This window comes from Pseudomonas sp. GNP012 (assembly GCF_054343835.1).
Genome location: NZ_JBTGUU010000001.1, coordinates 2838553 through 2853646 on the forward strand (window position 1 = coordinate 2838553; position 15094 = coordinate 2853646).

Annotated in this window: 13 protein-coding genes; 9 read left to right on the plus strand and 4 right to left on the minus strand. The window is 61.7% G+C overall.

The window, feature by feature from the left end; all coding sequences use genetic code 11:
- Positions 1-14: 14 nt before the first annotated feature.
- Positions 15-2339 (minus strand): FdhF/YdeP family oxidoreductase, encoded by a 2325-nt coding sequence (locus ACXX83_RS12635; protein WP_458548633.1) that lies wholly within the window; start codon positions 2337-2339, stop codon positions 15-17.
- A 549-nt stretch (positions 2340-2888) separates the two neighbouring features.
- Here ACXX83_RS12635 and moaA point away from each other — a divergent pair.
- Together moaA and ACXX83_RS12645 are read left to right on the plus strand one after the other, a co-directional pair.
- Positions 2889-3887 carry a GTP 3',8-cyclase MoaA gene (moaA, locus tag ACXX83_RS12640; RefSeq protein ID WP_458548634.1) on the plus strand — a complete coding sequence of 333 codons (999 nt, stop codon included), beginning with the start codon at positions 2889-2891 and terminating at the stop codon, positions 3885-3887.
- 5 nt (positions 3888-3892) lie between these two features.
- On the plus strand, positions 3893-4792 hold the full coding sequence (locus ACXX83_RS12645; protein WP_458548635.1) for a bestrophin family protein: 900 nt from the start codon (positions 3893-3895) through the stop codon (positions 4790-4792).
- A 922-nt stretch (positions 4793-5714) separates the two neighbouring features.
- On the opposite strand, the gene ACXX83_RS12650 is transcribed toward ACXX83_RS12645, so the two are convergent.
- Positions 5715-6920, minus strand: coding sequence for a molybdopterin molybdotransferase MoeA (locus ACXX83_RS12650; RefSeq protein ID WP_458548636.1), 1206 nt, complete (start codon positions 6918-6920; stop codon positions 5715-5717).
- A complete protein-coding gene (gene moaB, locus ACXX83_RS12655; protein ID WP_007976036.1) occupies positions 6917-7456 on the minus strand; it encodes a molybdenum cofactor biosynthesis protein B in 540 nt (179 codons plus the stop codon). Before moaB ends, ACXX83_RS12650 begins: the two co-directional genes overlap by 4 nt.
- Positions 7457-7755: 299 nt before the next feature.
- Between moaB and ACXX83_RS12660 the strand changes: the two genes are divergently transcribed.
- From ACXX83_RS12660 to ACXX83_RS12690, 7 genes are all read left to right on the plus strand, one after another.
- The gene (locus tag ACXX83_RS12660) at positions 7756-8646 is read left to right on the plus strand and encodes a LysR family transcriptional regulator (RefSeq protein WP_126046152.1); all 891 of its coding nucleotides are present in this window, start codon (positions 7756-7758) and stop codon (positions 8644-8646) included.
- A 144-nt stretch (positions 8647-8790) separates the two neighbouring features.
- Positions 8791-9618: a formate dehydrogenase accessory sulfurtransferase FdhD gene (fdhD, locus tag ACXX83_RS12665; protein WP_458548637.1), complete on the plus strand. Its 828-nt coding sequence runs from the start codon at positions 8791-8793 to the stop codon at positions 9616-9618.
- Positions 9619-9661: 43 nt separating this feature from the next.
- On the plus strand, positions 9662-10168 hold the full coding sequence (moaC, locus tag ACXX83_RS12670; protein ID WP_102701244.1) for a cyclic pyranopterin monophosphate synthase MoaC: 507 nt from the start codon (positions 9662-9664) through the stop codon (positions 10166-10168).
- Positions 10165-10416, plus strand: coding sequence for a molybdopterin converting factor subunit 1 (moaD, locus tag ACXX83_RS12675; protein ID WP_116265157.1), 252 nt, complete (start codon positions 10165-10167; stop codon positions 10414-10416). The genes moaC and moaD overlap by 4 nt, the downstream gene beginning before the upstream one ends.
- 3 nt (positions 10417-10419) lie before the next feature.
- Entirely contained in the window at positions 10420-10908 is a 489-nt protein-coding gene (gene moaE / locus ACXX83_RS12680; protein ID WP_458548638.1) for a molybdopterin synthase catalytic subunit MoaE, read from the plus strand.
- A gap of 44 nt (positions 10909-10952) precedes the next feature.
- Positions 10953-12311, plus strand: a complete 1359-nt coding sequence (gene chrA / locus ACXX83_RS12685; protein WP_458548639.1) for a chromate efflux transporter — start codon at positions 10953-10955, stop codon at positions 12309-12311.
- A 463-nt stretch (positions 12312-12774) separates the two neighbouring features.
- Positions 12775-14070, plus strand: a complete 1296-nt coding sequence (locus ACXX83_RS12690) for an NAD(P)/FAD-dependent oxidoreductase (RefSeq protein ID WP_458548640.1) — start codon at positions 12775-12777, stop codon at positions 14068-14070.
- Between the two features lie 178 nt (positions 14071-14248).
- On the opposite strand, the gene ACXX83_RS12695 is transcribed toward ACXX83_RS12690, so the two are convergent.
- On the minus strand, positions 14249-15031 hold the full coding sequence (locus ACXX83_RS12695) for a DeoR/GlpR family DNA-binding transcription regulator (protein WP_458548641.1): 783 nt from the start codon (positions 15029-15031) through the stop codon (positions 14249-14251).
- Positions 15032-15094 lie beyond the last annotated feature (63 nt).

Sequence of the window (15094 nt, forward strand, 5' to 3'; positions counted from 1 at the left end):
TTGAGTGATCGGTACTACGCAGCGGAGGTCGAAATCAGGTTGCTGGCCCTGGCCTGCTCCAGCCGGATGGCGACGAACTTGGAAGTCGGGGTGAAGGTGCGGTCACCGTAACTTTCCAGCGGCACCAGCGGATTGGTCTCCGGGTAGTACGCCGCCGCCTGACCGGCCGGAATGTCGTAGGCGATCAGGGTGAAACCGCTGACCCGACGCTCGCGATCGTCGTCCCACAGCGCCACCAGGTCGACCTTCTGCCCCGGTTCGAAACCCAGCCGGCGAATGTCCTGCTCGTTGGCGAACACCACGTCGCGCATGCCGTAGACCCCGCGATAACGGTCATCCAGGCCGTACAGCGTGGTGTTGTACTGATCGTGGGAACGCATGGTCTGCAGGATCAAGTGCGGCTTGACCGCCAGGTTACGCACGCCCTCGCTGATCAGGTGCTGCGGCAGCACGCTCGGAGTGAACTGGGCTTTGCCGCTGGCGGTTTTCCAGATGCGCCTGGCCGCGTCGTTGGGCATGTGGAAACCGCCCGGGTTCAGCAAGCGCCGGTTGAAATCTTCGAAACCGGGAATGGTGTCGGCAATCATGTTGCGGATGCGGCCGTAGTCGCCGATGGCCCAGTTCCAGTCGATCGGGTGCTTGCCCAGTGTCGCGGCAGCGATGCCGGCGATGATCGCCGGTTCCGACAGCAGGTGTTTGGACTTGGGTTTCAGTTGGCCGTGAGAGATGTGGATCATGCTGAAGGTGTCTTCCACGGTGACGCCTTGCGGCCCTTCGGCCTGGATGTCGATGTCGGTGCGGCCCAGGCACGGAAGGATCAGCGCTTCACGACCGGTGACCAGATGGCTGCGGTTGAGCTTGGTGGCGATGTGCACGGTGAGGTCGCACTTGCGCAACGCAGCGTGGGTACGCGGCGTGTCGGGGGTGGCCTGGGCAAAGTTGCCGCCCAGGGCGATAAACACTTTCGAACGCCCCTGCTCCATCGCGCCGATCGCCATCACGGTGTTGTGGCCATGCTCACGCGGCGGCTTGAAGGAGAAGCGTTTTTCCAGGGCATCGAGTAACTCGGTGGGCGCCAGTTCGTTGATGCCCATGGTGCGGTCGCCCTGCACGTTACTGTGGCCGCGAACCGGTGACAGGCCCGCGCCGGGCCGGCCGACGTTGCCGCGCAGCAGCATCAGGTTGATGACTTCCTGCAGGGTCGGCACCGAGTGCGTGTGCTGGGTCAGGCCCATTGCCCAGCACATGATCACCCGTTTGGCCCGGGCGTACATGCGCGCGGCGAGTTCGATGTCAGCCAAGGACATGCCCGACTGCTGCTCGATGTGCTCCCAGCTGGTGGCGTCGACTTCGCCCAGGTAGGCGCCCATTCCCGAGGTGTGTTCGGCGATGAACGCATGGTCGAACACCGGCTCGCCGCCGCTGACCTGTGCTTCGCGCTCCCACTGGAGCAGGAACTTGACCATGCCGCGCATCACCGCCATGTCGCCACCCAGGGCCGGCCGGAAGTACGCGGTGTTGGTCGGCTCGGAGCCGTTCATGAGCATCTCGATCGGGTGCTGTGGATGCTGGAAGCGCTCCAGTCCGCGCTCCTTGAGCGGGTTGATGCAGATCACCTGGGCTCCGCGCTTGACCGCTTCGCGCAAGGGTTCGAGCATCCGCGGGTGGTTGGTGCCGGGGTTCTGGCCGATGACGAAGATCGCGTCGGCATGTTCCAGGTCGTCGAACACCACGGTGCCTTTGCCCACGCCGAGGCTTTCGATCATGCTCACCGCGCTGGCTTCGTGGCACATGTTGGAGCAGTCCGGAAAGTTGTTGGTGCCGTAGGCCCGCACGAACAGCTGATAGAGGAACGCCGCCTCGTTGCTGGCCCGGCCCGAGGTATAGAACTCGGCCTGGTCCGGTGATTCCAGCGCGTTGAGGTGCCGGGCGATCAGCGCGAAAGCCTCGTCCCAGGTGGTTTCCACGTAACGGTCGGTGGCCGCGTCATAGCGCATCGGGTGGGTCAGGCGACCCTGATACTCCAGCCAGTAATCGCTCTGCTCGGCCAGCGCCGAGACGCTGTACTTGTTGAAAAACGCCGGGTCGACCAGACGGCCGGTGGCTTCCCAGTTAACCGCCTTGGCGCCGTTTTCGCAGAACTTGACCATGCCGTTTTCCGGCGACTCGCCCCAGGCGCAACCGGGGCAGTCGAAGCCGCCGTTCTGGTTGGTCTTGAGCATGGCGCGAATGTTCTTCAGCGCGTTTTCACTGCCCAGCCAGTTCCGGGTAACAGCAATCAGTGCACCCCAACCGGCGGCGGCACCTTTGTAGGGTTTGTAGCGGTCGACTTGAGACATGGTACTTCTCCGTGACCTGATTCAGGCCATTGATCGTTTGACGGAGAAAAGCATATGGACGGGGATTAATTATTGTCTAATCGCTATTTACGACTACATTATCGAAACGCTCTATCACGGTTTTTTATCATTATTTATCAATGACTTAAAATCAATTAAAGTCCTTTAAACCACAAACAAAGTTCATCATCGACCCGCTCGATCACCCGGTTGTTAATAGTGATTGGACGCCCGTTAAAGTTGCTCTTAGCCTGCGCTCAACAGATCCATTAACAGCGCAATACCTGTAGGAGCGAGCCTGCTCGCGATGGACTCAAGAGCACCGCGTTTAGCCAGTAAACACGCGTAACCGTTAACGACCATCGCGAGCAGGGCTCGCTCCTACACCTGCGCTCAACAGATCCGTTAGCAGCGCAATACCTGTAGGAGCGAGCCTGCTCGCGATGGACTCAAGAGCACCGCGTTTAGCCAGTAAGCACGCGCATTCGTTAACGACCATCGCGAGCTCGCTCCTACACAAAAGCCCATCCAACACCAAGCGAGGGTGTCATGTCAGAACGAGTCTTGATCGATGGCTTCTCCCGGCGCGTGGACTATCTGCGGATGTCGGTCACCGACCGCTGCGATTTCCGCTGCGTGTATTGCATGGCCGAGGACATGCAGTTTCTACCGCGCCAACGGGTGCTGACCCTGGAAGAGATCTATCAAACGGCGCAAAGCTTCGTCGCGCTGGGCACCCGCAAGATCCGCCTGACCGGGGGCGAGCCGCTGATTCGTCCCGGCGTGGTGCAGCTGTGCGAGAAGATCGCCGCCCTGCCCGGCCTGCGTGAACTGTGCATGACCACCAACGGTTCGCAACTGGCCAGACTGGCCGTGCCGTTGTTCGAGGCCGGGGTCAAACGCCTCAACATCAGCCTCGACTGCCTGGACCCGCAACGCTTTCGCGAACTGACCCGCACCGGTGACCTGGCACAGGTGATCAAGGGCATCGACGCGGCCAACCAGGCGGGCTTTCGCAACACCAAGCTCAATTGCGTGGTGATGAAGGGGCGCAACGACCATGAGATCAATGATCTGGTGAGCTTCGCCATCGACCGCAACCTCGACATCTCCTTCATCGAGGAAATGCCGTTGGGCACCATCGACGAGCACAGCCGCGCAGAATCGTTTTTTGCAAGCGCCCAGGTCCGCGAACGCATTGCCGAACGCTACACTTTGATTGGCTCCGCCGAGTCGACCCAGGGTCCGTCGCGCTACTGGCGCCTGGCCGAGGCGCCGCAGATTCGCCTGGGGTTCATCTCCCCCCACAGCCACAACTTTTGCGGCACCTGCAACCGGGTGCGGCTGACCGTGGAAGGACGCCTGCTGCTGTGCCTGGGCAATGAGCACTCGGTGGATCTCAAGGCTGTCTTGCGCAGCCACCCCGGACAGCCCGAGCGCCTGGAGAAAGCCATTATCGAGGCGATGAAACTCAAGCCTTATCGACACAATTTCGAAGTGAACGACGATGTCCAGGTCATTCGCTTCATGAGCATGACGGGCGGCTGAACCCCATGATCGTGAGACCCAAACCCAACCTGATCGGCGTGCTGACGTCCCTCAAGGGTTCGATTGCCAAGCGCATTGCCTGGCGCAGCCTGATGGTGACGTTGCTCGCCTCGGCCATCGTGCTCATCGAAACCTTGCATCCCAGCTACTTTTCCAAGGTCAGCGCAACGCCCTTCACGCTGCTGGGCTTGTCGTTGTCGATCTTCATGAGCTTTCGCAACAACGCCTGCTACGACCGCTGGTATGAAGCGCGCAAGGCGTGGGGCGATGTGATAGTCGAAGTCCGCTCGATGATTCGTGAAACCCTGGTGATCAAGGACACGGATGAGCGCCATACGATCCTCAGCAACCTGTGCGGCTTCGCCCATGCCCTCAACGCGCGGCTGCGCCAGGAAAACGAACTGACCGCCAGTGGCGACTGGCTGCACCCGATGCCCAAGGGCAACACCACGGACATCAGCGGGCAGATCCTGATGCAGGTCGGTCAGCAGTGCTCGACACTCAACGAGTCCGGTGCGATCAACGACTGGCGCTACACGCTCATGGCCAACCACCTGGCCGGCCTGACCCACGCCCAGGCGGTCTGTGAGCGGATCAAGCACACCCCGCTGCCGTTTCCCTACACCCTGCTGCTGCACCGCACCATCTACCTGTTCTGCATCCTCCTGCCGTTTGCCATGGCCGAACCCCTGGGCTGGCTGACACCGATCTTCACCGCGATTGTCAGCTACACCTTTTTCGGCCTGGATGCGATTGCCGACGAACTGGAAGACCCCTTCGGCCGCGACGAAAACGACCTGCCCACCGACGCCATCGTGCGCAACATCGAGCGCGATGTGCTGGCGGCACTGGGCGTGACGGAGTTGCCGCCGCAGCTGGAGCCGGTGGATTTTGTGTTGAACTGATTTTCAGGAAACACACAAGACCTGTAGATAGCGGTCTGTCTGCCGACATCTCTGTTGGATATGCCGGCCTCTTCGCGGGCAAGCCCGCTCCCACAGGTATTGTGGGTAGCCGTGGGATTGGCGTTCACTGAAGATCAAAACTGTGGGAGCGGGCTTGCTCGCGAAGGCGGTCTGTCTGCCGACATCTCTGTTGGATGTACCGGCCTCTTCGCGGGCAAGCCCGCTCCCACAGGGATTGTGGGTAGCCGTGGGATTGGCGTTCACTGAAGATCAAAACTGTGGGAGCGAGCCTGCTCGCGAAGGCGGTCTGTCTGCCCACATCTCTGTTGGATATGCCGGCCTCTTCGCGGGCAAGCCCGCTCCCACAGGGATTGTGGGTAGCCTTGGGATTGGCGTTCACTGAAGATCAAAACTGTGGGAGCGGGCTTGCTCGCGAAGGCGGTCTGTCTGCCAACATCTCTGTTGAATGTGCCGACCTCTTCGCGGGCAAGCCCGCTCCCACAGGGATTGTGGGTAGCCACGGGATTGGCGTTCACTGAAGATCAAAACTGTGGGAGCGAGCTTGCTCGCGAAGGCGGTCTGTCTGCCGACATCTGTGTTGAATGTGCCGGCCTCTTCGCGAGCAGGCTCGCTCCCACAGGGATTGTGGCCTGCCGCGGGATTGGCGTTCACTGAAGATCAAAACTGTGGGAGCGGGCTTGCTCGCGAAGGCGGTCTGTCTGCCGACATTTCTGTTGAATGTGCCGGCCTCTTCGCGGGCAAGCCCGCTCCCACAGGGATTGTGGGTAGCCACGGGATTGGCGTTCACTGAAGATCAAAACTGTGGGAGCGGGCTTGCTCGCGAAGGCGGTCTGTCTGCCAACATCTCTGTTGGATATGCCGGCCTCTTCGCGGGCAGGCTCGCTCCCACAAGGGGGCAGTGTCAGAACAGTTCGCTGAAGGGTATGAACCGCGCCGTGTCGCCCATTTCCAGGGTGCAACCTTCCGGCACTTCCACCAGTCCATCGGCCCAGGATGCGCCCAGCAACACGCCTGAGCTCTGGTTCGGATACAACACCGCTCGACCGTCTTCGAGTTTCGCCCGCAGGTATTCGCGGCGGCTTCCGGGTTTGGGCCAGGCAAAGCCGACGTTGACCGGGAAGCTCAACGGCTCGACCTCTTCCACGCCCTGAATCCGCAACAGATAAGCCCGGGCCAGCAGGCCGAAAGTGACCAACGCCGATGTCGGATTACCCGGCAGGCCAATCACCGGCACGCGGCCGAAGTGGCCCACGGTCAATGGCTTGCCGGGTTTGATCGAGAGTTTCCACAGCAACGGCTTGCCGCACTCGCGCAACACCTGGCCGAGGCAGTCGGCGTCACCGGCGGACACACCGCCCGTGCTGAGCATCAGGTCTGCCGTGTGTTGCAACTGTTCGAGCCTGAGCCGCGTCTGGCGTGGCTCGTCGGGAAGAATGCCGGCATCGATGACCTCACAACCCAACGCATTCAACCAATGACTCAACAATGTCCGGTTGCTGTTGTAGATGCTGCCGGGCTTGAGGGGATTGCCCGGCTCGACCAGTTCATCGCCGGTGGACAGCAACGCCACCCGTGGTCGGCGCACCACCTGCACATGGGTGCAGCCCTGCGCCGCCGCGACCGCCAGTTCGAACGGACCGAGACGCTTTCCGGCGCGCAGCAGCACATCGCCGACGCGGTTCTCCTGGCCTTGCGGGCGGATGTTGCTGCCGGCGCTCAGGGGCTGCTTGAAGCGGATACGTCCGTCATCCAGTACCTGCGTGTTCTCCTGCATCTCCACGCAGTCGGCACCCGGCGGAACCGGGGCGCCGGTGAAGATGCGCGCGCAGGTTCCCGGTGCCAGGGCTTCGGGTGCCTGACCGGCAAACACCTGCTGCGACACGGCCAGCGGCTCCCCGCCCCAACCCTCGACATTCAGGGCATAGCCGTCCATGGCGCTGTTGGGCCACGGCGGCAGATCCAGGGTCGCGAGCAAGTCATTGGCCAATACCCGTTGCCGCGCGGCGCTGAGCGGCACGGCTTCGCTGTCTTCAATCCACTGCGCCTCGGCCATTGTCAGTAAACGGTCGATGGCGTCCTCTACCGGCATCAAGGGTGAAGCGCTCATCCGCGCGTCCCGCAGGCTTGCACAGGCTTGAGGTGCGGTACGAAATTGCACGGCCGGTGGCGCGCGTCGAGCTGCTCGGCAAGGATGCCTTCCCACGCGGTGCGGCAGGCGCCCGTGGAACCCGGCAGGCAGCAGACCAGCGTGCCATTGGCCAGCCCGGCCAGCGCCCGGCTCTGCACCGTGGAAGTACCGATGTCGAGGATCGAAATCGCCCGGAACAGCTCACCGAAGCCATCGATCTGTTTATCCAGCAAGCAGGCCACTGCCTCGGGGGTGCTGTCGCGGCCGGTGAACCCGGTGCCGCCCGTGATCAGCACCACCTGGATGCCGTCGTCGGCGATCCAGTTCGCCACCTGTGCGCGGATCTTGTACAGGTCATCCTTGAGCAGGTTGCGCTCGCTGAGGGTGTGGCCGGCTTCCAGCAAACGGCTGACGAGTAATTGGCCGGAAGTGTCATTGGCATATTCGCGGGTATCGCTGACCGTCAGTACGGCAATATTCAAGGGTATAAACAAGGCATCCGGTTTGACGCTCATGGGGTTCTCCGGCAGGCATGAATTAGATAGCTAAGTTAAATGACTCCCGGAGACTAATTCTATAAAACAAGCCGTGTCTAATCACTATAACCAACCAGACTATCGAGGCGCTCTATCAATATAAAAAGACCTGAAAAAACATCATTGATAGAGCCCGTCGATAACCCCTTAAACAACAGTGATTGGACGCACGCCAAAGACAATGAGATCGTCCGCACCTCACGTTTTCCGCCTTGCCTTGTGTCTTGCACACCCGCGTCAATACTTAACCCTTCACTCCCCCGCCAGCAGGTGCCGTCATGGACATCAAACAACTCAAGTTCCTGATCGCCCTGGAGCAAACCCGCCACTTCGGCCAGGCGGCCGCGCGCTGCCACATCACCCAGCCAACCCTGTCGATGCGCCTGCGCAACCTGGAGGATGAACTGGACCTGGTGCTGGTCACCCGGGGCCAGCGTTTCGAAGGTTTTACCGAGGCCGGCGAGCGTGTACTGGCCTGGGCCAGAACCCTGCTGGCCGCCCACGACGGGCTCTTCGCCGAGGCCGCCGCGTGCCGGGGCCAGCTCGTGGGTAACCTGCGCCTGGGGCTGGTGCCGCTCAGCAGCTTCAACCCGGTCACCTACATCCAGGGCCTGTCCCGCAGCTTTCCCGAGCTCAAGTACAGCCTGTCGTCCCTGAGTTCCGACCAGATCATCGAGGGCCTGGGCAACAATCAGCTGGACCTGGGCGTGTGCTACCTCGACCACGTCAACCCGAGCTATTTCGAGTTTTTCGAGATCGGCGAGACCCGCGTCGGCCTGCTGTACGACACCCGCCACTTCCATTTCGACGGCACGCAAATGAGCTGGGAGGACGCCGCCGAACTGCCGCTGGGGATGCTCAGCAACGGCATGCACTACCGCAAATCCATCGACCTGAGCTTTCGCAGCCGCGGACTGGACCCGCAGCCGATCCTGGAAAGCGACTCGACCTACCAGTTGCTGCAGGCGATCCACGAAGGTTTCTGCTGCGCCATCATGCCGCTGGACAGTGGTCTGGAAGAGCCCATCGAACACCTGTCGTTCATCGAATTGCCCGATGCCAGCGTGCTCGCGCCCCTGGGCCTGGTGATGCGCAAAACCGAGCCACGTTCGGCGATTGCCGAGAAGTGTTTCGCCGAAGCACGAACGTTATTCAACCGGACCCACTGAGCAACTGTCGGTTTTATAAAACCGAACCATAGATGTTTGCCCGCCGTGATAGACATCACCAATCGGTGCATCGGAACAAGCGATTGGACGCTTTGAAAAGTTACCCGTAGCCTGAACTTAATTCAGCGCTTCGAGGTTCTTTTCATGTTGTGCAAAGTTGAACAAGCCGATTGTCGAAGCGACACTAACGCACCCGCCCCCAAACCCTTGAGTGTGAACTTTCGCGAATACGACAACGGCGCATCAGTCTGTCAGGCTGCACTGGCCGCAGAGATCGCATTGGCAATCACCTACAACGGTTTGAGCCAGGCCGTGATGATGGTGTCGCCGGGCAACCTCGAAGATTTCATCCGCGGTTTCAGCGTCAGCAACGACATCGTTCGGGACCCGCGTGAAATCTACGACCTGCGCCTGACCCACTTCGACCACGCCGTTCAAGCCGACGTGCAGATCTCCAGCCGCGCGTTCTGGGCGCTGAAGAACCATCGTCGGCAAATGGCGGGTACCAGTGGCTGCGGACTGTGCGGCGTGCAAGCGCTGGAGCAGGCCCTGCCAAAACTGGAGATTCTCGAGCCGGTTGCCCTGCCGCCCGCCGAGCACTTCATCGACATCCGCCACCGCATCGAACAGGCTCAGCAAATGGCCCGCAGCAGCGGCGCCCTGCACGCAGCGCTGTACTTCGACAGCAACGGCAACGCGCTGATCTGCCGCGAAGACATTGGCCGCCACAACGCGCTGGACAAGCTGATCGGCGCCCTGCAACACGCCGGCATCGACAGCGGCAGGGGCTTCACCGTGGTCACCAGCCGTTGCAGCCTGGAGCTGATCCACAAGGCCGTCAGGGCCAGGCTCGGTACGCTGGTCAGCCTGTCGGCGCCCACCGCCCTGACCGTGCAATGGGCGCTCAAGCATCGCCTCAACCTGATTCACGTCCCCCACCGCAACGCGCCACGCATTTACAGCCCGGCATGATGCCTTCACCTGATCACCGCGCTGGTAAGCGCAGGAACCTCCCATGACAGACATTTCAAATGCATCGCCCAACGGCCTGACCCACCTCGACAACCAGGGTCGCGCCAACATGGTCGATGTCAGCGAAAAAACCCCGACGCAGCGTGAAGCCCAGGCCCAGGCCTGGGTGCGGATGCGCCCGCAAACCCTGAAGCTGATTCAAAGCGACGGCCACCCCAAGGGCGACGTATTTGCCGTGGCGCGGATCGCCGGCATCATGGCGGCGAAAAAAACCCATGAGCTGATCCCGCTGTGCCACACCCTGCTGCTCAGTTCGATCCATGTCGAACTCAAGGCCTGCACACCGGACAGCGTGAAGATCCTCGGCACCTGCCGCGTCGAGGGCCAGACCGGGGTCGAGCTCGAAGCCCTGACTGCGGTCAGTGTGGCAGCCCTGACCCTCTACGACATGTGCAAGGCCGTGGACCGGGGCATGGTCATCGACGACATCCGCCTGCTGAGTAAACAGGGAGGCCGCTCCGGTCATTTCAAGTTCGAGGACGCACAATGATCCTGATCAATTACTTCGCCCGTTACCGCGAGCAGCTCAACCTGGGCGGTGAAAAACTGCCCCTGACCGACAGCCTCAAGACCATCGAAGACGTGCGCCGCTTGCTGATGGCTCGCGGCGAGTTGTGGAGCCAGGTGCTCGGTGAAAACAACCTGATGTGCGCACTGAACCAGGAGCTGTGCCACCCGGACCGGGTGATCGAGGACTTTGACGAGATCGCCTTTTTTCCACCAGTCACCGGGGGCTGAGACATGACGGTTCGGGTCCAGCGTGAAGTGTTCGACGTCACTCAGTTGATCGCCAGCCTGCAGGCCAACGATCCGGGCGTAGGGGCCGTGGTCAACTTCGTCGGCTACGTGCGCGACATCAATCAGGGTGAGGCGGTCGCCGGGTTGTTTCTGGAGCACTACCCGGGCATGACCGAACGCTCGCTGCAGAAGATCATCGACAACGCCCGGGCCCGATGGCCACTGCGGGCCGTGCAGATCGTGCATCGGATCGGCCCGTTGTCGATCAGTGAGCCGATCGTGTTTGTCGGCGTCAGCAGCCCGCATCGCCAGGCCGCTTTCGAGGCCTGTGCGTTCATCATGGACTACCTGAAAACCGACGCGCCGTTCTGGAAGCGCGAAGACGTGGCGGGCGGCGCACGCTGGGTCGATGCCCGGGACAGCGACCGATCCGCTGTCGAGCGCTGGGCAGATACGCCACAAGAGGCGGCTATGCAACGCGTTCCGGCATAGCTACAGTCACGGGCTCAACGTTTCCCTGCACAAGGAACCCGCGCTTGAGCTCCACGCCCTCCCCGATCACGCAACAGGCTGTGCCCCAGCCCCGGACCATCAGCCTGCGCGAAGCCTTCCTGTTCTGGCTCAAGCTTGGTTTCATCAGTTTCGGCGGGCCGGCCGGGCAGATTTCGATCATGCATCAGGAACTGGTCGAACGCCGGCGCTGGATCTCCGAACGGCGCTTTCTGCACGCCCTCAACTACTGCATGTTGCTGCCCGGCCCCGAGGCTCAGCAGTTGGCGACCTACATCGGCTGGCTGATGCACCGGACCTGGGGCGGCGTGATCGCCGGCGTGCTGTTTGTGCTGCCGTCGCTGTTCATCCTGATCGCGCTGTCCTGGGTGTACATCGCCTTTGGTGACGTGCCCGTGGTCGCCGGACTGTTTTACGGGATCAAGCCGGCGGTCACGGCCATCGTGGTGCAGGCGGCTCACCGGATCGGCTCGCGGGCGCTGAAGAATGGCTGGTTATGGGGCATCGCCGCTGCGTCCTTCGTGGCCATCTTCGTGATCAACCTGCCGTTTCCGTTGATCGTGCTCGGGGCGGCGATCATCGGTTACTTCGGCGGACGACTGGCACCGGAAAAATTCAGGACCGGTGGCCACAGCGCGGCGAAAAAATCCTACGGCCCGGCTGTGATCGACGACGACACCCCGTCTCCTGAACACGCCCGGTTCAACGGTTTGAAACTGGCGCGTCTGGCGGTGATCGGTGCGATCTTGTGGACACTGCCCATGGCCACGCTCACCGCCCTGTTCGGCTGGGAAGGCACGCTGACCCAGATGGCCTGGTTCTTCACCAAGGCTGCGCTGCTGACCTTTGGCGGTGCTTACGCGGTGCTGCCGTATGTGTACCAGGGCGCGGTCGGTCACTACGGATGGCTGACGCCGACGCAGATGATCGACGGCCTGGCGCTCGGTGAAACCACTCCAGGCCCCTTGATCATGGTTGTCGCCTTCGTCGGCTTCATCGGTGCCTACGTGCAGCAGGTCTTCGGCCCGGATCAAGCCTTTGTCGCCGGCGCCGTGGCCGCCACGCTGGTGACCTGGTTCACCTTCCTGCCTTCGTTCCTGTTCATCCTCGCCGGCGGACCATTGGTGGAATCGACGCATAACGAACTCACCTTCACCGCGCCGCTGACGGCCATTACGGCCGCCGTGGTAGGCGTGATTCTCAATCTGGCGTGCTTCTTTGCCTATCACGTGCTGTGGCCCAAAGGCTTCGAAGGACGACTGGACTGGCCTTCGCTGCTGATCGCCATCGTGGCGGGCATTGCCTTGCTGCGGTTCAAGCGCGGAGTGATCGAGGTGCTGATCGGCTGCGGGTTGATCGGGCTGGTGGTGCACCTGATGTTCTGAATCAATTATTTACACGCGCGCTAATCCTCCCTAGTATCCAGCCATCCCCGGATGGCTTGTTCCACTCGCCACCGACGATTTCCGCCGCCGGAAACCTGCGCCATGCGTACCTTGCCGTCACTGCTGAATATTTCGATCCAGGCCACCTCGCTGCTGGCCGCGGACGGCATTGCATGAAGCGCATCGTCAACCTGCCCATGGCCCTGCGCCGTTCCAAGTTGCGTCACTCCGCACGTCCGCCGGATAGCGCCCCGCTCGCCTGATCGGCGAGCCCCCTCCTTCGCTATCCCTACATTTGCTCAGCGTATGCAATACCTGTGGGAGCGAGCCTGCTCGCGAATGCGGAGTGTCATTCACCGTATATGTCGAATGACACTCCGCATTCGCGAGCAGGCTCGCTCCCACAGGTTGCGCACTTCGACTGGCTGGCATTGGGTTCTCCCAAATTTGCGTGGACACCGACATGACTCAACGTTGCAATTCCTACTACACCGCCACCCTCAACCAGGACACCGATTACCCGACGCTGCAAGGCCGGCACAAGGTTGACGTGGTGATCATCGGCGGCGGCTTCACCGGCGTGGCCACCGCCGTCGAGCTGGCGGAAAAAGGCCTGAAGGTCGCCATCGTCGAAAGCCACAAAATCGGCTGGGGCGCCACCGGGCGCAACGGCGGCCAGGTCACCGGTAGCCTGTCGGGCGATGAAGCCATGCGCAAACAGATGCGCCGCACCATCGGCGATGAGGTCGACGACTTCATCTGGAACCTGCGCTGGCGCGGGCACCAGATCATCCGGCAGCGCGTGGAAAAATACGGCATCGCCTGCGACCTCAAGCACGGCCACCTGCACGCCGCGTACAAACCCGCGCACATGGGCGGCTTGCGCAAGGATTACGACGAGGCGGTGCGCCGTGGCATGGGCGATGAAGTCAGCCTGCTCGACCGCAGCCAGGTGCGCGACCTGCTGCAAAGCGACCTCTACCACGGCGCGATCAAGAACACCCGCAACATGCACCTGCACCCGCTCAACCTGTGCATTGGCGAGGCCCGCGCCGCCGAAAGCCTGGGTGCGTTGATCTTCGAAAACAGCGAAGTGCTGGAGATCATCCATGGCGATGGCCTTCACAAGAGCCCTGGCGTACGCACCGCCCACGGGCACATCGAAGCCAATCAGGTACTGCTGGCCGGCGACGTCTACCACAAGCTGGAGCCGGGCAAGCTCAAGGGCAAGATTTTCCCGGCCATGGGCGGCATCGTCACCACCGCGCCGCTGGGCGATCTGGCCAGGCAGATCAACCCCGAAGACCTGGCGGTCTACGACTGCCGCTTCGTGCTCGATTACTACCGCCTCACCGCTGACGGTCGCCTGTTGTTCGGTGGCGGCGCCAACTACAGCGGCAAGGATTCACGGGACATCGCCGCCGAGTTGCGCCCGTGCATCGAGCAGACCTTCCCGGCGCTCAAAGGCGTGGCCATCGATTACCAGTGGAGCTGCGCGATGGGCATCGTGATCAACCGCATCCCGCAACTGGGCAAGCTGTCGGACAACGTCTGGTACTGCCAGGGCTACTCCGGCCACGGCATCGCCACCACCCACATCATGGGTGAAATCATGGGCCGCGCGATCACAGGCCAAATGGGGCAGTTCGACACCTTCGCCGCCTGCCAGCACATCCGCGTGCCCATGGGCGACCTGCTGGGCAACCCGATGCTGGCTGCCGGGATGTGGTACTACCAGATGCTTGAGCGATTGCGCTGAGGTTATTGGCCAATACATTCAACATGGATGTTGTTTGTGCTGGCCTCTTCGCGGGCAAGCCCGCTCCCACAGGGATTTATGTCGACCACAAATTTAGAGGCCGACAAACAACCCTTGTGGGAGCGGGCTTGCCCGCGAAGAGGCCGGCACATTCAACACATCTGCCAGCAAAAAAAGCTCAAGCCTGCTCCACCTCAATCCCCAACACCCGGTAGTCCTCGACATTGCCAGACGCCACATGCCGCTCGGTGATCAGCGTGTGCACTCGGTTGCAAGGCGCGACGACAAAGGGCTCCACCGCGCCCAGCTTATCGGCGGTGGTGACGGCAATCACATGGGACGCACAATCGAGCATCGCCTGCTTCACCGGCACTTCATCAAAATGCAGTGAGCTCAAGCCCACCTGCGGGTGAATCGCGCAGACCCCGGTAAACAGCAGATCGGCCTTGATGCCCGCCAGCAGCCGCAAGGTTTCGTGGCCGCTGGCCGACATCGTCGCCGGGCTCAGCTGGCCCCCGGCCAGGATCACCTTGATGCCTTTGTATTCGGACAGGGTAATAGCCGTCATCGGCGACGCCGTGATCGCGGTGATGGCGATGTCCGTCGGTAGCGAACGTGCGATCTGCAAGGTGGTGGTGCCCGAGTCGAACACCACGATCTGACCGTCCTGCACCCGTTGTGCAGCCAGTTGCGCCAGATGGGTTTTCACCTCATCGGTTTCGCTGATCCGGGTGAAATAGTCCTTGCCCGTGTCTTTGGGCCGCGGCAACGCCCCGCCGTGCACCCGCTGCACCAGGCCGGCGCTGGCCAGTTCCGCCAGATCGCGGCGGATGGTGTCTTCGGACACCGCGAAATGCTGGCTCAATTCCGAAGCCATGACCTTGCCGTCACGCTCGAGGATCAACAGGATTTTTTGCCGGCGCACTGACGGCAGTTCCGTCGCAGAATGGTTGTCTTGCATGTTTTTGCCCGTTTATGCGTGTAACTGCGTGTTGCACGAGAGTATCCGCAACCCCCGGCAAAA